This is a genomic window from Thermosipho affectus (assembly GCF_001990485.1).
Taxonomy (GTDB): domain Bacteria; phylum Thermotogota; class Thermotogae; order Thermotogales; family Fervidobacteriaceae; genus Thermosipho; species Thermosipho affectus.
Genome location: NZ_LBFC01000021.1, coordinates 1 through 20,794, shown reverse-complemented (window position 1 = coordinate 20,794; position 20,794 = coordinate 1). Strand labels below are relative to the sequence as shown.

Annotated in this window: 23 protein-coding genes and 1 tRNA gene; 12 read left to right on the top strand and 12 right to left on the bottom strand. The window is 32.1% G+C overall.

What is annotated here, in order from left to right; translation table 11 throughout:
• The first annotated feature begins 11 nt into the window (after positions 1–11).
• The 4 genes from XJ44_RS06280 to XJ44_RS06265 all read left to right on the top strand — a co-directional run bounded on the left by XJ44_RS06280 (position 12) and on the right by XJ44_RS06265 (position 5,928).
• Entirely contained in the window at positions 12–2,534 is a 2,523-nt protein-coding gene (locus XJ44_RS06280; RefSeq protein WP_075666137.1) for an ABC transporter permease, read from the top strand.
• A gap of 6 nt (positions 2,535–2,540) precedes the next feature.
• Complete coding sequence (locus XJ44_RS06275) at positions 2,541–3,545, top strand: ABC transporter ATP-binding protein (RefSeq protein WP_075666136.1); 1,005 nt, start codon at positions 2,541–2,543, stop codon at positions 3,543–3,545.
• Positions 3,526–4,530: an ABC transporter ATP-binding protein gene (locus XJ44_RS06270; RefSeq protein WP_077198443.1), complete on the top strand. Its 1,005-nt coding sequence runs from the start codon at positions 3,526–3,528 to the stop codon at positions 4,528–4,530. Before XJ44_RS06275 ends, XJ44_RS06270 begins: the two co-directional genes overlap by 20 nt.
• Before the next feature lie 165 nt (positions 4,531–4,695).
• A complete protein-coding gene (locus XJ44_RS06265) occupies positions 4,696–5,928 on the top strand; it encodes a DUF1015 domain-containing protein (protein ID WP_075666134.1) in 1,233 nt (410 codons plus the stop codon).
• Between the two features lie 23 nt (positions 5,929–5,951).
• On the opposite strand, the gene XJ44_RS06260 is transcribed toward XJ44_RS06265, so the two are convergent.
• From XJ44_RS06260 to XJ44_RS06240, 5 genes are all read right to left on the bottom strand, one after another.
• The gene (locus XJ44_RS06260) at positions 5,952–6,152 is read right to left on the bottom strand and encodes a hypothetical protein (RefSeq protein ID WP_075666133.1); all 201 of its coding nucleotides are present in this window, start codon (positions 6,150–6,152) and stop codon (positions 5,952–5,954) included.
• A gap of 13 nt (positions 6,153–6,165) precedes the next feature.
• The gene (gene fliS / locus XJ44_RS06255) at positions 6,166–6,576 is read right to left on the bottom strand and encodes a flagellar export chaperone FliS (RefSeq protein WP_077198442.1); all 411 of its coding nucleotides are present in this window, start codon (positions 6,574–6,576) and stop codon (positions 6,166–6,168) included.
• 13 nt (positions 6,577–6,589) lie between these two features.
• A complete protein-coding gene (locus XJ44_RS06250; protein WP_075666131.1) occupies positions 6,590–7,189 on the bottom strand; it encodes a hypothetical protein in 600 nt (199 codons plus the stop codon).
• The gene (locus XJ44_RS06245; protein ID WP_075666130.1) at positions 7,186–7,725 is read right to left on the bottom strand and encodes an NUDIX domain-containing protein; all 540 of its coding nucleotides are present in this window, start codon (positions 7,723–7,725) and stop codon (positions 7,186–7,188) included. The genes XJ44_RS06250 and XJ44_RS06245 overlap by 4 nt, the downstream gene beginning before the upstream one ends.
• 70 nt (positions 7,726–7,795) lie before the next feature.
• Positions 7,796–7,885, bottom strand: a tRNA-Ser gene (locus XJ44_RS06240).
• A gap of 169 nt (positions 7,886–8,054) precedes the next feature.
• Here XJ44_RS06240 and pdo point away from each other — a divergent pair.
• The 7 genes from pdo to glgX all read left to right on the top strand — a co-directional run bounded on the left by pdo (position 8,055) and on the right by glgX (position 14,017).
• Positions 8,055–8,717 carry a protein disulfide oxidoreductase gene (gene pdo, locus XJ44_RS06235; protein WP_075666129.1) on the top strand — a complete coding sequence of 221 codons (663 nt, stop codon included), beginning with the start codon at positions 8,055–8,057 and terminating at the stop codon, positions 8,715–8,717.
• A 12-nt stretch (positions 8,718–8,729) separates the two neighbouring features.
• Complete coding sequence (trxB, locus tag XJ44_RS06230; protein ID WP_077198441.1) at positions 8,730–9,680, top strand: thioredoxin-disulfide reductase; 951 nt, start codon at positions 8,730–8,732, stop codon at positions 9,678–9,680.
• A gap of 12 nt (positions 9,681–9,692) precedes the next feature.
• A complete protein-coding gene (locus XJ44_RS06225) occupies positions 9,693–9,935 on the top strand; it encodes a glutaredoxin family protein (RefSeq protein ID WP_075666127.1) in 243 nt (80 codons plus the stop codon).
• A 139-nt stretch (positions 9,936–10,074) separates the two neighbouring features.
• A complete protein-coding gene (locus XJ44_RS06220; RefSeq protein ID WP_077198440.1) occupies positions 10,075–10,746 on the top strand; it encodes a thioredoxin family protein in 672 nt (223 codons plus the stop codon).
• A gap of 1 nt (position 10,747) precedes the next feature.
• Complete coding sequence (locus XJ44_RS06215; RefSeq protein WP_075666125.1) at positions 10,748–11,386, top strand: cytochrome c biogenesis CcdA family protein; 639 nt, start codon at positions 10,748–10,750, stop codon at positions 11,384–11,386.
• Positions 11,387–11,400: 14 nt separating this feature from the next.
• Positions 11,401–11,826 (top strand): OsmC family protein, encoded by a 426-nt coding sequence (locus XJ44_RS06210; protein WP_088368924.1) that lies wholly within the window; start codon positions 11,401–11,403, stop codon positions 11,824–11,826.
• A 1-nt stretch (position 11,827) separates the two neighbouring features.
• Positions 11,828–14,017 carry a glycogen debranching protein GlgX gene (glgX, locus tag XJ44_RS06205; protein ID WP_077198439.1) on the top strand — a complete coding sequence of 730 codons (2,190 nt, stop codon included), beginning with the start codon at positions 11,828–11,830 and terminating at the stop codon, positions 14,015–14,017.
• On the opposite strand, the gene XJ44_RS06200 is transcribed toward glgX, so the two are convergent.
• Positions 13,990–14,616 (bottom strand): SDR family oxidoreductase, encoded by a 627-nt coding sequence (locus XJ44_RS06200; protein ID WP_075666123.1) that lies wholly within the window; start codon positions 14,614–14,616, stop codon positions 13,990–13,992. The two genes, glgX and XJ44_RS06200, sit on opposite strands and share 28 nt — an antisense overlap.
• Before the next feature lies 1 nt (position 14,617).
• Positions 14,618–15,865 carry a L,D-transpeptidase family protein gene (locus XJ44_RS06195; RefSeq protein ID WP_077198438.1) on the bottom strand — a complete coding sequence of 416 codons (1,248 nt, stop codon included), beginning with the start codon at positions 15,863–15,865 and terminating at the stop codon, positions 14,618–14,620.
• Between the two features lie 157 nt (positions 15,866–16,022).
• Here XJ44_RS06195 and XJ44_RS06190 point away from each other — a divergent pair, with 157 nt between their 5' ends.
• Positions 16,023–16,550, top strand: coding sequence for a hypothetical protein (locus XJ44_RS06190; RefSeq protein ID WP_077198437.1), 528 nt, complete (start codon positions 16,023–16,025; stop codon positions 16,548–16,550).
• Between the two features lie 18 nt (positions 16,551–16,568).
• Here XJ44_RS06190 and XJ44_RS06185 read toward each other — a convergent pair whose 3' ends face one another.
• The 5 genes from XJ44_RS06185 to amrS are packed head-to-tail and all read right to left on the bottom strand — an operon-like array spanning position 16,569 to position 20,648.
• On the bottom strand, positions 16,569–17,609 hold the full coding sequence (locus XJ44_RS06185; RefSeq protein ID WP_077198436.1) for a hypothetical protein: 1,041 nt from the start codon (positions 17,607–17,609) through the stop codon (positions 16,569–16,571).
• A gap of 2 nt (positions 17,610–17,611) precedes the next feature.
• Positions 17,612–18,277, bottom strand: coding sequence for a rhomboid family intramembrane serine protease (locus XJ44_RS06180; protein ID WP_077198435.1), 666 nt, complete (start codon positions 18,275–18,277; stop codon positions 17,612–17,614).
• 8 nt (positions 18,278–18,285) lie between these two features.
• Positions 18,286–18,627 (bottom strand): YbaB/EbfC family nucleoid-associated protein, encoded by a 342-nt coding sequence (locus XJ44_RS06175; RefSeq protein WP_075666118.1) that lies wholly within the window; start codon positions 18,625–18,627, stop codon positions 18,286–18,288.
• 12 nt (positions 18,628–18,639) lie between these two features.
• On the bottom strand, positions 18,640–19,695 hold the full coding sequence (locus tag XJ44_RS06170) for an FAD:protein FMN transferase (RefSeq protein ID WP_075666117.1): 1,056 nt from the start codon (positions 19,693–19,695) through the stop codon (positions 18,640–18,642).
• Positions 19,668–20,648 (bottom strand): AmmeMemoRadiSam system radical SAM enzyme, encoded by a 981-nt coding sequence (amrS, locus tag XJ44_RS06165; RefSeq protein ID WP_075666116.1) that lies wholly within the window; start codon positions 20,646–20,648, stop codon positions 19,668–19,670. Before amrS ends, XJ44_RS06170 begins: the two co-directional genes overlap by 28 nt.
• Positions 20,649–20,794: the final 146 nt, after the last annotated feature.

The following is a 20,794-nucleotide window of genomic DNA, read 5'->3' as shown; positions in this document are numbered from 1 at the left end:
GGTGAAAATAGATGGCAAATGAATCCATTACAAAAATTAAATTTAAGCTATTTTTGAGAAATTTTAAAAAGAACTGGAATTTATTTAAAGAAAATAAAATGGGAATCTTTGGTTTATCAATAATTATAATTTTCGGAATTTTTGCACTAACATATCCTATCGCTTGGCAATTTGTAGATCACAGTATCTATAATCCTGTTACTGGTACGGATCCAAGGGTACAAGATATTTCATACATATCAAAATACATGTCTCCACAAAATGTAATTAAAGGCATAGAAATTCCACCTGCAAGAATCTTCACGTATTCATTTTTAGATCAAGGAGAAGATTTCAAAAAACAAATAGAACAAAAAATAGACGCCGCACAAAGACAATTTGTAAACCTTGATTATGCTCAAGCCTTTCGACATATTTTAGATACCATCGTTGACAGCTATTTCCCAATAAAAGAAAGAATGAGATTTCAAACCCAAGTTTCTCAACTTTTAGAGCATAACCTTATTTCAATTAAACCATTGTCAAACATTATTGAAATTGGTAATAGGAAAAAGTTTTCACTAATTTCATTTAAAAAATTATTGAAAAAAGCAGATACAAAAACATTAGCAATTGCACTTTCAGAATACAAAAACAGTCGTGAAGTTTCCACAATAGGTTTATGGATAAAAATAATAAAAGGAAAAAATGAAAGGAATAAATTTAACGAAATGTTGAAAAACACATATTCTGAATTTGAAAAATCAGAAGCCAAGAACAAAATCTTCTCCGCAGTTAACGAGCTTGTAAAAAATGGTGACATAGAGATACAAATTTCTGTTAACAGCCAAAATGACCTTGAAAATATCATCAGAACAAATAAGATTCCTACATTTGATTTAGCAAAATCAACCATTTTCAATACGTTAGTGGACATATTAACATACGCAAAAATAAAAAAGGACAAAAACATAATATCAAAATTGGAAAATTCACATTACAAAAACTTACTAAAATTGGCTGAAGAAAAAATACCTAACTTAGAAAATCCGGAAAACAAAAATTCAAACTTAGATAGAATTAATCAATATTTCTCAGAACTCAAGAAAATTTTTGAAAAACTTGATCTAACATTTGATTTAAATCATCCACAAATAATTTTAGATAACCTTTCTGGTATTAACCTTGCCATTATTTCTTTTGACCTTTCTCCGGAAACTAAAGCAAAACTTGAAAATAACTTAGAAAAATATCCGGAAATCCAAAAAAGTTTTAGAAAAAAACAAGAAGAACTTTACAAAATTGTTGCAAACTCAAGAGCTTTCATGCTCACAATAATATCAAATATTTATAATGAACCAATTGACAAAATAAATATACCCGAAATTTACCTTTCACTTGATTACACCAAGCTGATTCCAGAACTTGACTCTCCTATGACAAATCTTTTGTCATACGCTACCAAAGGTACAAAACACTTTGATCTTATAATAAATAACATTAAAAGCGCAGGGGATATTAATTATCAAAGATTGGATATAGTTGAAAAATTAGAAAAAACTCCACAACTAACGGAAGAAATAAACTTTTTAAATAAATTCAATGATTACTATGTAATATCAAAATACTTACTTAAATCTCTTTTAGAAAAATATATATCCAAATTAAACGACAAAAGTTATTGGGTAAAAAAATATAGTGATGTATTAAACACTCAAACTGATCTTTCAAAAGCCGTTGAACACTTAAACAAACCGATCAAATTATCAAAAAAAGATGCAGAAAAACTTATAGTATCAATCTACAACAAACTTGCCCTTGAATCCAAGCTTGGAATTCAACATCCATTACCTCCAAACAGGTGGCATATTTTGGGAACTGATCCAGGTGGTAGAGATATCTTTATGCAACTTTGGAGGAGCACCCCAAGTGAATTTATGCTTGGTTTTTTAGCTGCAATTATAACCGTAACAATTGGTACTATTATTGGTACTACTGCAGCATATTATGGTGGATTTATAGATACTTTCTTTATGAGACTTGCCGATTTAATGTTACTATTCCCAGGTATTGCTTTCTTGATTGTTTTATCAGGATTTTTCAAATTAAACCTATTTTGGCTTGCATTGATACTTGGTTTACTAGGCGGTTTTGGTGGGATAACACTTGTAATTAAAGCACAAGCACTAACAATAAAGGTAAAACCATACATTGAAGCTGCAAAAGTTGCAGGTGCAAGTAATAGATATATTATATTCAACCACATAATTCCCAATGTAATGCCTCTTTCATTCCTTTATATGATGTTTAATGTAACAGGTGCGGTATTTTCAGAAGCCTCTTTAAGCTTTTTTGGACTTTTAAGAATAAGAATAAGTTGGGGTATAATGATAAACACTGCGTGGACGTCAGGATATCTTTCATCTGGAAATATAGGATCATACTGGTGGCTATGGGTCCCAGCAGGGTTAATAATAACTATATTCTGTTCTGGCTTCTACTTCCTTGGAAGAGGACTTGAAGAAATTGTAAACCCAAGACTTAGAAAGAGGTGATTTAAAGTGGCGTTACTTGAAGTAAAAAACTTAAAAATGCATTACAAAACCAAAATGGGGTACGTTAAAGCCGTCGATGGTATAAATTTTACCCTTAATAGTGGCGAAAGTCTAGGAATAGTAGGAGAATCCGGATGCGGAAAAACATCTGTTTCAATGACAATGCTAAGACTATTACCAGAAAATGGCGAATTCAAGAAAGGTCAAGTGCTTTTTAACGACAATGGAAAGATGGTTGATCTTGTTTCGCTTCCAGAAGATAAAATGAGGAAATACAGATGGAAAGGTCTTGCAATGATTTTTCAAGCAGCTATGAATTCCTTAAATCCCGTATACAAGGTTGGTGATCAAATCGTAGAGGCTATTTTAACACACTATCCGGAAATGAGTATTGATGACGCAAAAAATAAAGTAGCAAAGTTATTTGAACTCGTAGGCCTTGATCCAAAAAGAATGGAACAATATCCTCATCAATACAGTGGTGGAATGAAGCAAAGAGCAGTTATAGCACTAGCTTTATCTTGTGACCCAAAAGTTATAATAGCCGACGAACCAACAACGGCTCTTGACGTAATTGTTCAAGATAAGATACTAAAAGAAATGAAAAAAATTCAAAAACAATTAAACATGGCTATGATTTACATTTCCCATGACATAGCAGTTATAGCCGAAGTAAGTGACAAAATTGCGGTTATGTACGCGGGAAAATTTGTTGAACTTGGAAGCTCCCATGATATATTCAAAAATCCAATGCATCCTTATACATTTTTGCTAATGAACGCATTTCCAAGTACTGTAGGTGAAAAGAAAAAACTTTTAACAATTCCAGGTGAACCACCTAACCTTCTAAAACCACCAAAAGGTTGTAGGTTTGCTCCAAGATGTCCGTGGGCAACTGAAAAATGTAAAAATGAAGAACCTGAATACAAGGAAATTGAAAATGGGCACTTTGTAGCATGTTGGTATCCTTTAAATGAAGAGGTGAGAAAAAATGCAAAAACTAAGCTCTAATAAAGTCGATACTATATTAAAAGTTGAAAGGTTAAAAAAATTTTTTCCGGCAGATAGGGGGTTATTTTCAAAAGTACATCATTTTGTTCACGCAGTCGATGATGTTTCATTTGAAATAAAACGTGGTAAGTCATTGGGACTTGTTGGTGAATCTGGATGCGGAAAAACCACAACGGGAAAGGTCATTGTAGGGCTTGAAAAACCAACCGATGGAAAAGTTTACATTGAAGGTAAAGAAATACATCAATTTTCTTCACATCTGGAATATCACAAAAAAGTACAAATGATATTTCAAGATCCATATGAATCTTTGAATCCAAGAATGACAATATTTGATATTATTGCAGAACCACTAAACATATACAACATAGGAACATTGAAAGACAGAGAAGAAAAAGTTGAAAAATTATTACAAGACGTAGGTCTTACTCCTCCATCTAGTTTCTTGTGGAGATATCCACACGAACTTTCTGGTGGACAAAGACAAAGGGTTGCAATAGCAAGGGCACTTGTACTAGAACCTAGTTTTATAGTGGCAGATGAACCAACTTCAATGTTAGATGTCTCAGTTAGAACAGGTGTTATGAACCTTCTAATGGATTTACAAGAAAAATATAATATGAGCTATTTGTATATCACGCACGATTTCGCAGTTGCTAGATACATGTGTGATAAAATAGCAGTAATGTATTTGGGAAAAATCGTTGAGTATGCAGATGCAGAAGAAATATTGTTCAATCCATTACACCCATACACCAAAGCATTGCTTTCCGCGGTTCCAGTTCCAGACCCAGACTATAAAAAAGAAGAACCAAATATAATCGGTTCTGTAAGTAAACCAATAAATCCTCCTCAAAGGTGTAGATTTTACAATAGATGCCCATTTAGAACTAATCTTTGTAAAGATAATCCACATCCACCATTAAAAAACTTGGGAAATGAACATTATGTTTCTTGCTATTTAGTTGAAGAAGGAAAAATTTAGTCCTAGTTCAAAAGAACTAGGACTTTTATTATACATAAAACTGTATAACTTAGAAAAAATAAGCTAGCACTTGATTATTTTAAAATTTTATTCCTAACCAAAATTGCAAATGTATAACTCGTATGCTAAAATCTTTCTGCAAATAAAAAAAAGGAGGGGGAAAAGATGATAGTAAGACCTTTCAGAGGTTTAAGACCAAGAAGAGACATGATTGAAAAAGTAGCTGCAAAACCATATGATGTAGTAACAACCGAAGAAGCAAGAAAAGAAGCACAAAAAAATCCATATACATTCTATAAAATAACAAGGCCAGAAATTAATTTTGATGGTGAGGTTGATACACATTCAGACGAAGTCATTCTAAAAGGCAAAGAGGTATTGGAGCAATTCCAAAAAGATGGGATAATGATATTGGAAGATAAACCAGCTATTTACGTGTATAGAGAAGAATGGAAGGGATACTCACAAACGGGAATTTACGCAACTTTCTCAACCAAAGAGTACAAAGATGGAAAAATCAAAAAACATGAACTTACAAGAAAAGATAAAGAAGACGAAAGAGCAAGACATGTAAAATTAATGAAAGCACATACTGGCCCTGTTTTTCTAATGTACCGTTCCATCCCAGAAGTCGACAATTTAATAATAAAGCACACATCAAAAGAACCGGAATATGATTATACAGATGAATCCGGTATACACCATATACTTTGGATAGTTAAAAATGAAAATGAAATCAACGAAATTGTTGAAGCATTCAAAAAGATAGACGCATTCTACATTGCAGATGGACACCATAGAGCTGCTGCTGCTGCAAGAGCAGCCGAAGAACTAGCAAAAGAAAATCCAAATCATACAGGTGAAGAAGAATACAACTATTTTCTTGCAGTACTATTTCCTCACACACAACTTCATATATTGGACTACAATAGAGTTGTAAAAGATCTCAATGGACATTCAAAAGAAGAATTCCTGAAAAAAATAAGTGAAAATTTCAACATTGAAGAAACAGAAAAATTTAAACCATCTAAAAAACACGAATTTGGCATGTACCTTGATGAAAAATGGTATCGATTAACAGCTAAAAAGGGAACATACAACGAAAATGACGTGGTTTCCTCACTAGATGTTTCGATATTACAAGAAAATCTATTAAAACCTATATTAGGCATTGAAAACCCAAGAACAGACAAAAGAATTAACTTCGTTGGTGGAATTAAAGGAATTGAAGAACTTGAAAGGCTGGTAAACAACGGAGAATATAAAGTGGCATTTGCATTATACCCAACGGATATCGAAGATCTTTTAAGAGTTGCTGACGAAGAAAAAACAATGCCTCCAAAATCTACATGGTTTGAGCCAAAATTAAAAAGCGGAATAATTGTACATTTAATGTAAAAACCCCCGGATTGGGGGTTTTTTTAGGCAAAAAAAGCAAAAATACCTGAAATCACAAAAACTATACCTCCAAATACTAAAAACTTTATTCCTAAATTTGCACTTTCTTTTTTCTTTTTTTCATTTTGCCTTCTCATATATCTCAATGAAATCTCAAAAAACACGGCAGAAATTATAAATAAACCAATGCTTAAAACAAAGAAAATATTCGAAACAAATTTCATATCTTTCACACCCTCAAAGACTCACATTAAGTCTTGGTCTATTGGGATCAGGTAATCTATTTGCCGTATTTCCTACGTTTTTCATGGCTTCTTTCCACGTTTCTAAAAGCTCAAAAAGATAATTCCTAACTTCTGTTATTTTTTCTATATCCTTCTTAATATTTGCTTCCACTAATGCTTTAAACATGTAATTATATAATGCCCTCAAATTTTTGGCAATTTCTCCTCCTTGCTTCATGTCTAGCGACAAATTAAGTTCGGTAATAATATCCTGACACTTCTTTATGTATTCGTTCGCACTTAGAAAATCTTTTTTATTAATACCCTCGATAGATAAATCTAACAACTCTACAGCCCTTTGGTATAACATTTCTATCAACTTTGCTGGACTAGCAGTTCTCACCATTTGTTCTGTATAATCCATCATTTCACCTTCCCTAATTATTTTGTTTCAAGGTTTTTAAAATATTTTGAAAATAACTTTTATAGTAATCTAAAACAACAGGTATCTTTTCCTTCAATAGATCAGAAAGTTCTAGTAAATCTTTACTTTCAAGGGCTTCCACAAAATTTCTCAATATATCTGCAACTTCATTACCATCTACTTTTAATTGAAAATCAGAAGGTGAAAAACCCGTCATTTTCATGGAATTTACCCTCAAATTCTCCATAGAAGAAATACCCTCTGCAAGATCCACAATATTGCTAAATCCTTCATTATCCCCTAACAATATATTATCTGAAACTTTACCAAGAAGGTTTGTGATATTATCGATATATTCAATAACATCTGATAGGGTTGTTATAAAAAATTCTTGTAGCGGTACAAAATTCATTTCAATTTCAAGTTCATCATCTAAAATAGCATTTCTTAATTCATCAATTCTACTAATCGGAACCAATTTTTTATTAATCTTTACTTCACTTAAAACCATTCCTTTTAAATTCATAGAAACTTTGTCCAAAAGCTCTCCAAAATTCGCATATTTCGAAGATTCGAATTTTTCAACCTTCCCATTTACCACTAACTTTATCATTCTTTTCCACTCCTTAAGAAAAAATACGTTTTAAAAATACCTATTATAGTCTTTGAATCTGTAATATCACCACTTATACATTTCTCCAAAACTTCTTCGATATCCTTGACTTCTATCTTGATTATCTCATCTTCATCTGGTTCGGCATCTCCCTTCACTAAATTCCTAGCAAGATATATGTAAATCACTTCATTTGAAAAACCCGGGGTAGTATGTATATATCCCAAATACGTATAATCTTTTGCCTGGAAACCCGTCTCTTCTTTTAGTTCTCTTTTGGCACATTCAAGTGGATCTTCCCCTTTAAAATCAAACTTTCCCGCAGGTATTTCAAGTAACTCTCTACCAATTGGATATCTATACTGCTTCACCATCACAACTTTATTATCGTCCAAAATTGGAACAACTGCAACTGCCCCAGGATGTAACACATACTCTCTTGTGCTTTTTCTACCATTTTCAAGAAGTACCTCATCCTTTTTCACGTGTAATAATACTCCTTTAAAAATTTCTTGGCTCTTTAAAAGTTTTTCCATTATTCTCCCCCTCTTATCTATTCTCATCTTAATTATACTACAAAAAAATGGCAGGGATAACCCTGCCATTTGGCGGAGGCGGTGGGACTCGAACCCACAAGGGCAAAAACGCCCACCGGTTTTCGAGACCGGCCCCTTAGCCAATTCGGTGCACGCCTCCAATCATCAATATATTACCATAAATTATAAAAATTTCAACAACATTTAAACCCGACAAATTATATCCGAAATTGTAACATTAAGTTTAGACTAATTTACATAAATTGGTGTATAATAAAAGGGACCCAAACCTGGGAGAAATTAATTAATTTTTTTGGAGGTGTAATATTATGGCACTTTTATCAAACGAAGACAAGAAATACCTTGAAGATTTATTTTCAAAAGAACTTAAAAACACTGTAAAACTCATTTACTTTGGCGATTCAAAGGAAAATTGTGAATATTGCGAACTTGAAGAGCAAATTTTAGATGAAGCAAGTAATCTTTCCGATAAGATAGTTGTGGAGAAATATAACGTAATTGAAAACAAAGATTTAGCAGAAAAATTTGGTGTCGAAATGACCCCTGCACTTATCCTAACACTTGAAGATGGTGAAGATAAAGGTGTAAGATTTTATGGCATACCATCTGGTCACGAATTCGGCACACTTGTACAAGACATTGTAACTTTTGGAAAAGGTGCTACACCAGAGCTTTCAGCAGAAACAATTGAAAAACTCAAATCAATTGACAAGCCCGTTACAATTAGTGTTTTTGTAACTCCTACATGTCCATACTGTCCACGTGCAGTGTTAACAGCTCATAACTTTGCATTAGTAAATCCACTTATAAAAGCCGAAATGATTGAAGCAAATGAATTTTTTGAATTGAGTAATCAATTTGGTGTATCATCAGTTCCTCATATAGTAATCAACAGAAATCCAAATACATTCTTTATAGGAGCATATCCTGAGCCACAATACCTTGAAGAAGTATTAAAAGCTATTAGATAAGGAGGTGAAAATATGATTCACCTTGACTTGGGAAATATATCCTCCGGGCCAAAGGAATATTACGATGTTATTATTGTCGGAGCAGGACCAGCAGGTCTTACCGCAGCAATTTATGCTGGACGTGCGGGGTTATCCGCCGTTGTTCTTGAAAAAGCATTAGAAGGTGGTGCTGTAACACAAACTCATATTGTAGAAAACTGGCCAGGGTTTATTAAAATTGAAGGTGGCGAACTTGGAGAAAAATTTGCAGCGCATGCAAAAGCTTTTGGAGCGGAAATTGTTACAGCACAAGTAGTAAAGATTTCATACGATAACGAGCACAAATACGTCGAACTTGATAACAGTAAGAAAATTAAAGGAAAGGTTATTATTTTCGCAACAGGTGCTGTTCCAAGAAAATTAGGTGTTCCCGGAGAAGAAAAATTTAGAGGTAGAGGTGTTACTTACTGTGCAGCATGTGATGGTTATTTATTCTCTGGAAAAGACGTTGTTGTAGTTGGTGGTGGAGATAGTGCATGTGATGAAGCACATTTTCTTGCAAAAATGGTAAATAGCATTACTATGGTACAAAATTTGCCTTATCTTACTGCCGCAAAAGTACTTCAAGATAGGCTTATGCAAAACAAGAACGTAAAAGTAATCCTCAACTCTCTAGTAAAAGAAATCAGAGGAACTAATAAAGTTGAAGAGGTTGTTATAGTAAACAACGAAACAAAAGAAGAAAAAGTTATTAAAGCTGAAGGAGTATTCATCTATGTTGGACTTAAACCGAATAGTGATTTAATCAAAGACATAGTCCAAACTGACGACTATGGGTATATAATTACCGACGAGAATATGGAAACAAACATCCCAGGAATCTATGCAGTCGGAGATGTAAGAAAGAAAAATCTCAGACAAATTGTAACAGCTGCCGCAGATGGGGCAATTGCCGTTGAACATGCTGCAAAAAAATACTTCTAAGGAGGTGGGGTAATGCAACACGTTAAAATTATTGTTTACACCACTCCAACTTGCCCATATTGTAAAAAGGCAAAACAATATTTTAAGCAACTTGGATTAAAATTTAAAGAATACGATGTTTCAAAAGATCAAAAAGCCGCTGAAAGAATGTACAAAAAAAGCAAACAACTTGGTGTGCCTGTAATTGAGATTGGAAATCAAGTTATTGTAGGATTCGACAAAGCTAAAATAGACAGGTTATTAAATATAAACTAAGGCAGGGTTACACCTGCCCTTAGTTTTTTAGGAGTGATAGTATGAAATTTTTTGAAAAATTGAAAATGAGATGTCCCGTTATAAGCTTTTTTAAAAAATTTGGAATGAGGAAATTTAAAGTAAGAAAGAAGGTAAATCCATGAAAAATATGTTACTATCTTTGTTGGTACTTACATCAGTTTTTGTATTTTCATATGATTATACTTTCTATGACCTTGGTATTGCACACAAAATTTCAAACATAGAAGACAAACCCCTTTTAATATATTTCTCCTCTCCTTCGTGCATTTACTGCAAAAAGTTTGAAAATGAAGTACTATCATCAAAAGAATTTCAAGAAATTTTGAAAGCTGCATATATATTTGTAAAAATAAATCCAAACAATAAAAAAACAGTGTTTTTAGACAAAGAGTTTACAAACAACGAACTTTTTTCGGCGTTTGGTATTAGGGGAACTCCAACATTTGTATTTTGGCATCAAGATAAGGCGATTACCTCAATACCTGGTTATATGCCATTAAACGACTTTAAAAAAGCACTTATGTATATCCTAAGATTTTTATACGAAGATTACAAAGAAACTTTTAAGGTATACTCAAAAAAAGATGATTTCTATTTAGGGAATAAACAAATAATTTCTGTTTCAAAAGATGACTTTGATTTTGTAAAAGAGAACGATAAAAACTCAATATTTTTAGATAGCTTAAATAAAGATATAAATCCCTATAACGTCTACTTAACTAAATCCAAAGATATTGCTAAAAAATTAAGTAAAAATGGCGCCTTAAGAGTACTTATATTGGAGGAGTAATATGTTCTATAAAGATATAAGTGTTTGGGTAGCTCTAGGTCATGGTATACTATCTTTTTTTAGTCCATGTATTTTACCATTAATTCCTGCATTTTTGGGAATACTTTTTACTGCTAAAAATAAACTTCTTAAACTTTTAGGCTTTTTATCTGGTTTTTCCATATTCTTCACAGTTATCGGTGTTTTTTCATCAATTTTTGGTTTTTTCTTTGCAAAGTATGGTAGTATAATTAATTATGTATTTGGTTCTATAATCATATTGATGGGGACATTATATATTTTTCAAAAAGAACTACTAAAACCAAGGAAAGTAAATGTGTGGAAATTCAAAGGCGGCAGTTTTATTACTGGTTTTTTACTTGGAGGAGTTATTGGCATTATTTGGATCCCATGTAGTAGTCCAATATTAGGGTCAATATTAGCAATCGCTGCAAGTGCAAATTCGCTAAAAGGTGCTGTCCTTCTTTTTGTATATTCTCTTGGTATATCAATACCTTTTTTGACTATTGGATCATCTATATCAAAATTAATGACTGCAAGTTTTAAAGCACCTAGATGGGAGCTCACATTAAGAATTATTGGTGGAACCTTTTTAATATTACTTGGTGTTCTAATAATGTTTGGAAAAATGGTAGTTTGAAAGGAGTGATTTTTGTGGCAAAAGCTGAAATGAATTTTTACAATGGTATGTTATTTTATTCAAAAACGACATCAGGTCATGATTTAATCCTTGATGCTTCTGAAAATGTAGGTGGAAAAGATGCAGGAGCAAGACCTAAAGAATTAATTTTATACTCTCTTATGGGATGTACTGGAATGGATGTAGTTTCATTATTAAGAAAAATGAGAGTTATTGACCAAATGGAATCTTTCAAGTTAGAAGCAGATTATGAAAACGCATCTGAACATCCAAAAGTATATACCAAAATTCATTTAAAATACATATTCAAATTCAACGGAGAACCTCCAAAAGAAAAAGTAGAAAAAGCAGTAAATCTTTCTCAGAACAGATACTGCGCAGTCTCTGCAATGTTGAAAAAAGTAGTACCAGAATTTACTTACGAGATTGTATACGAATAATATGGCAGATTATCCTCTACAGTATAACAATCCCGATTCAAGTATTATTTTAAAAACAAAAAAGGGATATCCAAAACTTGGTGCTACACCAGATGATACAGGTGTAAATTTTGGTATTTTTTCCAGAAATGCCGAAAAAGTAGTTTTGGAACTTTATCAAAACTACTATGACGATGAACCTTCTCATAGATTTGAATTAGATCCTGTATCAAATAAAACAGGGGATATTTGGCATATTTACATATACGGTGTAAAACATGGACAATATTACGGTTGGAGAATATTTGGCCCATATGATCCAGAAAATGGAAAAAGGTTTAATCATAACAAGTTACTAGTCGATCCATATTCCAAAGCTATTTCTAGTTCATTTGATTGGGATTCATCTTCTGCATACGGATATGATATAAATTCTCCTTTAAAAGATTTATCTTTCTCCACAGAAGATTCTGCAAAAAGTCCAACAAAATCAATTGTAATAGATGATTCAAAGTACGATTGGGGCAATGACAAGCAATTGCATATACCTTGGGAAGACACTATAATCTATGAAATGCACGTTAGACTATTCACAATAAGTCCTACTTCTAAGATAAAATTTTCTGGAACCTTTCTTGGAATTATTGAAAAACTAGATCATTTAAAAGAATTAGGAGTAACTACAATTGAATTAATGCCTATTTTTGAATTTAACGTTAATTCCATTGATAGAATTAATCCTATTACTGGTGAAAGACTTAAAGATGTTTGGGGATATAATCCTTTGAGTTTTTTTGCAGTTACCGGAAACTATTCAATAGGTTTAAAACTTGGTGAGCAAGTATTCTTATTCAAAGATTTTGTAAAAGAAATGCACAAAAATGGTTTTGAAGTTATTCTAGATGTTGTTTACAATCACACAGGTGAAGGAAACGAATTGGGGCCAACTTTAAATTTCAGGGGAATTGACAATGAAATATACTATATGCTAAATCCTAAAAACAAAAGGTATTACCTTAATTATTCAGGATGCGGTAACACGTTAAATTGTAATCATCCAGTTGTAAAAGAAATGATTATAGACAGTTTAAGATATTGGGCAACTGAAATGCATGTAGATGGTTTTAGATTTGACCTTGCCGCAGTACTTGGGAGAACTCCAGATGGAAGATGGATAGGAGATTTATCACTTTTAAAGGACATAGCAGAAGATCCAATTTTACATAACCTAAAACTTATTGCAGAAGGCTGGGATGCAGCTGGAGGATATTTCTTAGGCGAATTCCCAAAAGGTTGGGCAGAATGGAACGGAAAATACAGAGATACAATTAGAAGATTCGTTAGGGGGGATGAGGGGGTAATTGTTGAACTTGCACAAAGAATAACAGGGAGTAAAGACTTATACGGGAAGAAAAATCCACACGCTAGTATAAATTTTATAACTTGCCACGACGGTTTTACAATGAGAGATTTAGTAAGTTACAACGAAAAACACAATGAAGAAAATGGAGAAAATAATCAAGATGGCACTAATGAAAACTTTAGTTATAATTATGGAGTTGAAGGTGAAACAGATAATCCCGAAATTATAAAATTAAGAAAGCGTCAAGTAAAAAACTTTATAACAATCCTTATGATATCGCATGGCACTCCAATGATCTTAATGGGAGATGAAATATACAGAACACAATACGGAAACAATAATGCGTATTGTCAAGACAATGAAAAAACATGGCTTAATTGGACATTTAAAGAAAAACACTACGATATTTTTAGATTTTTCAAAAAAATGATTGATTTTAGAAAAAAACACCATGCCCTTCGTAGAAAACACTTTTTCACCGGGAAAGACTTAACTGGTGATGGTATTGCAGATATTAGTTGGCACGGTATAAAACCATTTGAACCAGATTGGTCCTACCATTCGCATTCTTTGGCCTTTATGATAAGTGGAAACGACTTTTTGTGTGAAAATGCCACGGAGGATAATGACATATTTGTTATCTTGAACCAATGGAGAGAACCACTTACCTTTACACTCCCCATATTGCACGAAAAAACTTGGTATCGTGTTGTTGATACATCTAAAGATTCACCAAATGATTTCTTAGATATACCTGAACAAATAGGATTTAAATATACCACTCAACCTAGAAGTTCGGTTATATTAATTAGTAAAAAAAATCACCAAGGCAGCAATTTACCTGTATAATCTACAAATACGCCTGTATCATTTATCTCTTCAATTACATTCAATATACCCTTTGCAGAATCATTTGGTAAGACTGGTGCTTCTTTTCCTCCCATCTCTGTTTTTACCCAACCTGGATGTACGGAAATAACTGATATACCTTTCAATTTATTCGATAAAAGTTTGGTTACCATATTAAGGGCTGCTTTAGAAAGGGAATACGAAAAACTATTCGTTCCACTTGTCAATTCGATAGATCCCAACACGGAAGAAATATTTACAACTTTCCCTCCCTGTCTTAATTTTCCTCTTTTATACAGAGCCTCTGTAAGAAACAAAGCTCCCAAAGTATTAACTTTAAAAGTTTTTATGAAATTTTCATAATCTAAATTACCAAAATTATCCTTATACAAAACTCCTGCATTATTTATTAAGATATCTACAGTTTCAACCAACTCATCTGCAAATTTATCTATTGAATCTTTTTCTGATAAATCTAAATAATATGCACTCTCAACCGGATTTCTCATTGTGGCAATAGTTGTGTATCCCCGTCTTTGTGCTTCAAGGAGTAATGCTCGACCAATTCCCCTATTTGCCCCTGTAATTAATATATTCATACTATCCTCCCTTATCCTCCCTGTTTTTTATTTTTTTCGTTTGAATCTTAAATTTAACAAACTCAGGAATATTAGACAAATTCTCCGGAAAATCTTTAAAATTTTTTACCACAAATACGGGACTTCCCAAATCAACAAAAGAATCTAATGTTTCAACATCTCTATTAAACATTCTAACACAACCATGTGATATTCTCCTACCTATTTCCCATGGCTTTGTTGTTCCGTGAATTCCATATTTGGGATTCGAAAGTTGCAAAAACCTAGTTCCCAATCCATTAATCGGTGAACGAGGAGGAATATATTCTCCAAACCAATAAAGTGCGGGATCAATTTGTTTATCAAAAATCCAATAAATTCCCGGGGGCATTGAATCACTTCTTCCAATTGCCACGGGAAAGATTTTTACTAATTTCCCCGCATAATATACCGCTAACCTAGAAGTTGCAAGGTTAACAACTATAGATGTTAATCCTTCTGTAAACTGCACCTTTCCTATATCTAATCTCATACCTGCATATATCTTATTAGGATCATCCAATTCGTTTATAATTTGTAAATCAGCCGTTCTTACACCGTACTTTTTAGCAATTTCCCACAATGTTTCTCCTTTCTTTACTACATGGGTAGTGATTTTGTTAAAAACATACGGTGTAAAATCACCTCGAAGATAAGTTGTAAAACCATTTAAAGTAAATAATTTATACGTTACATCTTTACTCTTTTTTCCATCAAGCTTAACAGTTATTTTTAAGATATTTTGATGTTCTTTTCTTTTTTTATCTGTATAAAGTATATAACCACTATCGCTCTTAATTAAAATCATTTTATCTCCATCGATATCCCCGGAAACAACATCATAATCTGTATCCACCTTCACAGTTAAAGACAAATCTTTTGGGTTGGTAAGCACCTTAACACTAACATTTTTTTTATATTGGTACACATCAATAATTGGCGTAGGAAGTACACCGGTAACAATCTGTCCGAATCTATTTTCCCCAAAAATTATAGGTACAATCCAACTAAATTTCCCATCCTCAAATTCGTAAAGATTATTCCCAATATTTTCTGCTCTTACAAAACCTGTAGGCCCATAAATATAAACTTTTGGTGCTTTGACAGCACTATAATACGGTGTTATGGATAAAACAATCCCCGTAGCGGTGACGGTATGAACTTCTACATAATGCGCCGAAAAAAGTAGTACTGTAAGAAATAAATATAAAATCATGTAAATTTTCTTCATATTTTTATTATATCACACTTAAAACTTAATATTAGTTCAAATTAGTTAACATTTGTGAAGATTTTGTTCTTTTATCGTATATATGTGTACACAAAAGTAAAGAAAAAATATATTATAATCACAATACAAAAAATATATCTATGGAGGTGGACTTGATATGAAAAAACATATTGTATTAACATTGATTATTATATCAATAGTACTATTCTCTAATAACATGTTTAAAGAAGCTTATCAATACACATATAAAGTTGCAAAATACTACAATGTCTCTGAAGAACGTGCAAAATTGATCGCATATACAGTTTCTGAAGAATACGAAAGATTTCCACAAGTACCCTATCAAATATTTGTATCACTAATTGTATCTGAAAGTGGTTTTAAAAATTTATACGGTGATAGTGGCCATGCAGTTGGTTATTGTCAACTCCACAAGTCAGCTGTTGATTATGTTTCCATTTTCTTTCCTGAAATCAAAACACTTGCTCAGAAAATCCCTCACGATGAACTTATAAAATTTCCACAGCTTCAAATAAGAATATCATACAGATACCTATATCTTATAATGAAAAATATAACTAACTTTAATGTAATAGAAGCTTTGAATTTTTGGAATAACAGCCCAAATTATTATTTTCGAGTCTTTGACACACTTACATTTATAGATAAAATAGCCAAAAATTAAGCCTGGAAATTTCCAGGCTTAATTTTTATCCTTTTCATATTCAATAAAGATAGTTTGAGTATTATGTGCAAGTAAAATAATGTAACTTTCGTTTTTTTCAATAACTTCTACGTTGGTTTTTATACTACCAATGTTCTTTCCAAATATCTTTATTTTATATACTCCTCTTCCTTTTAAACTCAACTCTCCAGATATTCTCTTTCTATTCCCCAAATTAAGAGATGTTTTTACATTCCATTTATACCAATTATTCCATGAATATCCTAAAAATATTTCAATCTCTTCATTTGTATCCGGCAAATAAGCCTGATCTAATGGCAAATACCTATTATATAATTTTGACCAAACCGTAATTTTTCCAGCAGGTAACTGTCTTAATGTCTTTATGTATACCATCCTTTTTGTGGGATTCCAATTCGTTACATAATCATATAGTTCAACGTAGTTATAATCTAAGCGTTCCACTTTCATCCTATCAATCAAAATAGTTCTTTCATTTCTTAAATCCTCAATTTCACCTAATTGGTAGACTTTTTTACCTTGAATATTTGTTTCGCCTGAACCTTTCATTAACCATCTATTTTGTTGAGGCTCTGAAACTACAAAAACAAAAGCACTATCAACATCTGCATAAATGTTTAAAAATTGAGATAAAACATTTTCGTTTAAAATATAAGAAAAACTGTACCTTCCATCTACCAAAAAAGTTGCCGTTGCCTTTTTCGTATCTAAAAATATCTTCTTGACCACCTTGGGGTGTTGTGTTATTTCGAAAAAATATCCATCAATTATTTTGTATTCCTTACCATCATTTGAAACAAACTCCCCATTTTTATAAACAAAATTTCCCTTTATACTTGGTACATATTTTAATTTTTCATCAATAAAAATATCTTTTACATGAAAACTACCTTGAATACTTTTCACCTTCCACTTTTCAGGTAATATAAAGCCATCAGAAATATTTTTTACAAGTAACCCATGTTCAGGATAAAGCATTAAAATTTCTCCAAAAAAAGAGATAGAAAAGAAAAGAAAAAATAATACAACTTTTCTCATATTTACACCTCATTAATGAATAATAAAAAATACGAAATTATAACCAACAAAATTAAAATCCATTTTAATATCTTCCAGATTTTTCTGACATTCCAAGAATAATCATATATAGGAACAAAATATCCCAAAACCATTCCAGTAAAGAAACCACCCAAATGTGCAGCATTATTTATATTAGAACCAGGCATAAATCCTAAAAAGATATTTACCAAAATCATCGGTAATAAAGCACTACCAGTTAGAGATTTTAAAGTATATGGCGTATCTCTTCTAAACCCTGCTGCAAATAACACTCCAACTAATCCAAAAATGGCTCCACTAGCCCCTACTGAAAAAGATTTGTAATAAAACAAATGGGTTGCTACATTTCCAACAATACCAGTCAAAAAATAAAGCGATAAAAACTTATCAGTACCATACACATTCTCAACGATACGTCCTAAAAAATACAAAGCATACATGTTAAATATTAAATGAATAAAACCTCCATGGACAAACATTGCAGTAATAATTCTATACCACTGTCCACTGGAAACCAACGGACCATACTGTGCACCAAACATCAAATATAACATAACCTCATTGTAACTAAAAAATTTCAGTATTTCAATTAAGAGTAAAATAACAACATTCACTAATATAAGGTAATAAAAACTTTCTTTTTTCATAATTCACCTCATATTCCAAATGGAAGAAAGCTTTGAGTAATTTTTGCCATTTCCTCTTCTCTTAGTTTTTCAATTTTTTCCATCAACTCGTTCATACCAGCAATTAACAAGTCCTTAAGTGTTTCACCATCTTCTAATAAATCTTCGTCTAATTCTATATCCTTTACCTTTCTATCTGCTGTTGCTACTATTTTTATTGCTCCCCCTCCAACACTAACTTCAACTTCCATATTTGCAAAACTTCCCTCTACTTCCTGAAGTTTCTTTTGCATTTCCTCTTGAATTTTTTGAAGTTGATTCATAGATTTACCACCAAGGTTCTTTCCACCAAAACTTTTCAATTTTTTCATTTCAAAACCTCCTTAATATGTATTTTCATAATATACAAAACCATCTGTTTTTAAATATTTCAACTCATCGGTAACCAAAAATACATCCGCATTATTTTTGGGCATAATAGTCCTTGTATAAAGCCATTTATTCTTTCCTAAAACAAAAGCTGCAGTAGAAAATGCATCGGCTTTTATAGCGTCGTCTGCAATAACAGTCGCACTTATAGCACTTGTCGCGGGATATCCTGTAGAAATATCCAATATATGATGATATCTTTTTCCATTTACTACAAAAAACCTCTCATAATCTCCGCTGGTTGCGACAGCTCCACTTTTAAGGTATATATAATCTATACTGTCACTTCCCCTCGGATTTCTAATCCCTATAATCCAATAATCTCTTCCAAACTTGGGCCCTAATATCCTAATGTCTCCTCCTGCTTCTATAAAACCTGTACATTCTTGATCTGCTTCCTTTGCAATTTGATAAGCCCTTTCAAGTGCATATCCTTTTACAATCCCTCCAAGATCAAGCCAAACACCATTCGTCTTTATCCTTCTATTTTTGTAATCCATTTCTACTTTTTCATAACCACACTTTTTTAGCACTTTATCAATTTCCACTCTCGCTGGAACTTTAAAGGTTTTATTTTCTTTTTCCGCAAACTTATCAAATCCCCAAAGTTTTACAAGTCTTCCCAAAGTAGGGTCAAAACTTCCATTTGTAATTTTCGCATATTGTAGTGACAAATCAACTACGGCAAAAGTTTCATCGTCAACTTCTAACCATCCATTGCTGTTGTTCAATTTGTAAATAATTGATTCTGGATTGTACGGATCAAATTTTTTTGTTATTCTATTAAGCTCTTGAAAAATCTCTCTTGCAATTATCGTTGCATTGGATTTTGTCGAAATTCTCAACTGTACATATGTCCCTAAAGAAAATGTTTCAAAAGTTTCATACTTTACATTTTTTTTAAAAAAACTTGTAATTAAAACTACACCAATCAACACTACCAAAAGAATTGTAAATATCAAAGAAATTCTCGAAAGTCGATTCAAATCTTTACTATTTTTTTTCCGCATACTTTACAAATTCCTCCTTCTGTAAGATTCTTTACCTCAACTTTATAACCGTCCCTTACAATCAACTCCGTATGACACTCTGGACAAAAAGTGGTTTCAAACTTTTTATCAAATACATTTCCAAGATATACAAAATTCAAAAATTCCTTTGCAATATAAAATAATTTTTCCAATTTTTCAATAGGAGTTGGAGAAATATCATATTTATACGCTGGAAAATACCTAGTTAAATGCAATGGGATATCTCTATCAATTTTCGAAATATCTTCGAAAATCTTTGATAAATCCCCTTCATTATCATTTTTCCCTGGAATAACAAGTGTTGTAACCTCTACATGTATTCCTCTTGATTTTAAAAATTCAATAACCTTTAAAATATGATTATAATCCCCCCCAATTTCCCTGTAAAAACTCTCGTTTCCCTTTACATCAATATTTATCGCATCAATATTTTGTATTAATACCGAAAGTGGTTCCAATTCTATATAACCATTAGTAACTAAAACATTATACAAACCTTCCTTATGAGAAATTCTACTAGTATCAAGCACAAATTCATATCCCACAATAGGTTCATTATAAGTAAATGCTATCCCACCTGAATTACTATTTTTAGCCATCTCAACAATTTGTACAGGAGTAACAGTTTTTACAGCAGGTTTAACCTGAGAAATTTCCCAATTTTGGCAAAAACCACATGAAAAATTACATCCCCAGGAACCTATGGAAAATACTTTATCTTTTGGTCTAAAATGAAAAAACGGTTTCTTTTCAATTGGCTCCATTGCAATAGCACTTATTTCACCGTAATTCATGGTATACAAAATTCCATCTTCATTTCTTCTAACTTTACAAAAACCCATTTGATCATCTTTTAAAAAACATTTACGTGGACAAAGTTCACAAACAATCCCACCATCTTTTTCATCAAAAAACGTTGCCATTTTTTTCATAATTAACACCACCCTAAAAAAATTATACCACAAAAAAACTTTAAAGTTTTTTCCAAAAATTCCGATAAGATTAATGTCCAAGGCACTCTGAATAACACACACGGAGGTGGGTAAGGTATGAGAATTAATCATAACATAAGTGCGTT

Bases quoted from the DNA above. Each gene is read 5' to 3' on its own strand.
- XJ44_RS06280 (WP_075666137.1), top strand. From the start codon at position 12: ATGGCAAATGAATCCATTACAAAAATTAAATTTAAGCTATTTTTGAGA.
- XJ44_RS06270 (WP_077198443.1), top strand. From the start codon at position 3,526: ATGCAAAAACTAAGCTCTAATAAAGTCGATACTATATTAAAAGTTGAA.
- XJ44_RS06265 (WP_075666134.1), top strand. From the start codon at position 4,696: ATGATAGTAAGACCTTTCAGAGGTTTAAGACCAAGAAGAGACATGATT.
- XJ44_RS06260 (WP_075666133.1), bottom strand. From the start codon at position 6,152: ATGAAATTTGTTTCGAATATTTTCTTTGTTTTAAGCATTGGTTTATTT.
- fliS (WP_077198442.1), bottom strand. From the start codon at position 6,576: ATGGATTATACAGAACAAATGGTGAGAACTGCTAGTCCAGCAAAGTTG.
- XJ44_RS06250 (WP_075666131.1), bottom strand. From the start codon at position 7,189: ATGATAAAGTTAGTGGTAAATGGGAAGGTTGAAAAATTCGAATCTTCG.
- XJ44_RS06245 (WP_075666130.1), bottom strand. From the start codon at position 7,725: ATGGAAAAACTTTTAAAGAGCCAAGAAATTTTTAAAGGAGTATTATTA.
- pdo (WP_075666129.1), top strand. From the start codon at position 8,055: ATGGCACTTTTATCAAACGAAGACAAGAAATACCTTGAAGATTTATTT.
- trxB (WP_077198441.1), top strand. From the start codon at position 8,730: ATGATTCACCTTGACTTGGGAAATATATCCTCCGGGCCAAAGGAATAT.
- XJ44_RS06225 (WP_075666127.1), top strand. From the start codon at position 9,693: ATGCAACACGTTAAAATTATTGTTTACACCACTCCAACTTGCCCATAT.
- XJ44_RS06220 (WP_077198440.1), top strand. From the start codon at position 10,075: ATGAAAAATATGTTACTATCTTTGTTGGTACTTACATCAGTTTTTGTA.
- XJ44_RS06215 (WP_075666125.1), top strand. From the start codon at position 10,748: ATGTTCTATAAAGATATAAGTGTTTGGGTAGCTCTAGGTCATGGTATA.
- glgX (WP_077198439.1), top strand. From the start codon at position 11,828: ATGGCAGATTATCCTCTACAGTATAACAATCCCGATTCAAGTATTATT.
- XJ44_RS06200 (WP_075666123.1), bottom strand. From the start codon at position 14,616: ATGAATATATTAATTACAGGGGCAAATAGGGGAATTGGTCGAGCATTA.
- XJ44_RS06195 (WP_077198438.1), bottom strand. From the start codon at position 15,865: ATGAAGAAAATTTACATGATTTTATATTTATTTCTTACAGTACTACTT.
- XJ44_RS06190 (WP_077198437.1), top strand. From the start codon at position 16,023: ATGAAAAAACATATTGTATTAACATTGATTATTATATCAATAGTACTA.
- XJ44_RS06185 (WP_077198436.1), bottom strand. From the start codon at position 17,609: ATGAGAAAAGTTGTATTATTTTTTCTTTTCTTTTCTATCTCTTTTTTT.
- XJ44_RS06180 (WP_077198435.1), bottom strand. From the start codon at position 18,277: ATGAAAAAAGAAAGTTTTTATTACCTTATATTAGTGAATGTTGTTATT.
- XJ44_RS06175 (WP_075666118.1), bottom strand. From the start codon at position 18,627: ATGAAAAAATTGAAAAGTTTTGGTGGAAAGAACCTTGGTGGTAAATCT.
- XJ44_RS06170 (WP_075666117.1), bottom strand. From the start codon at position 19,695: ATGCGGAAAAAAAATAGTAAAGATTTGAATCGACTTTCGAGAATTTCT.
- amrS (WP_075666116.1), bottom strand. From the start codon at position 20,648: ATGAAAAAAATGGCAACGTTTTTTGATGAAAAAGATGGTGGGATTGTT.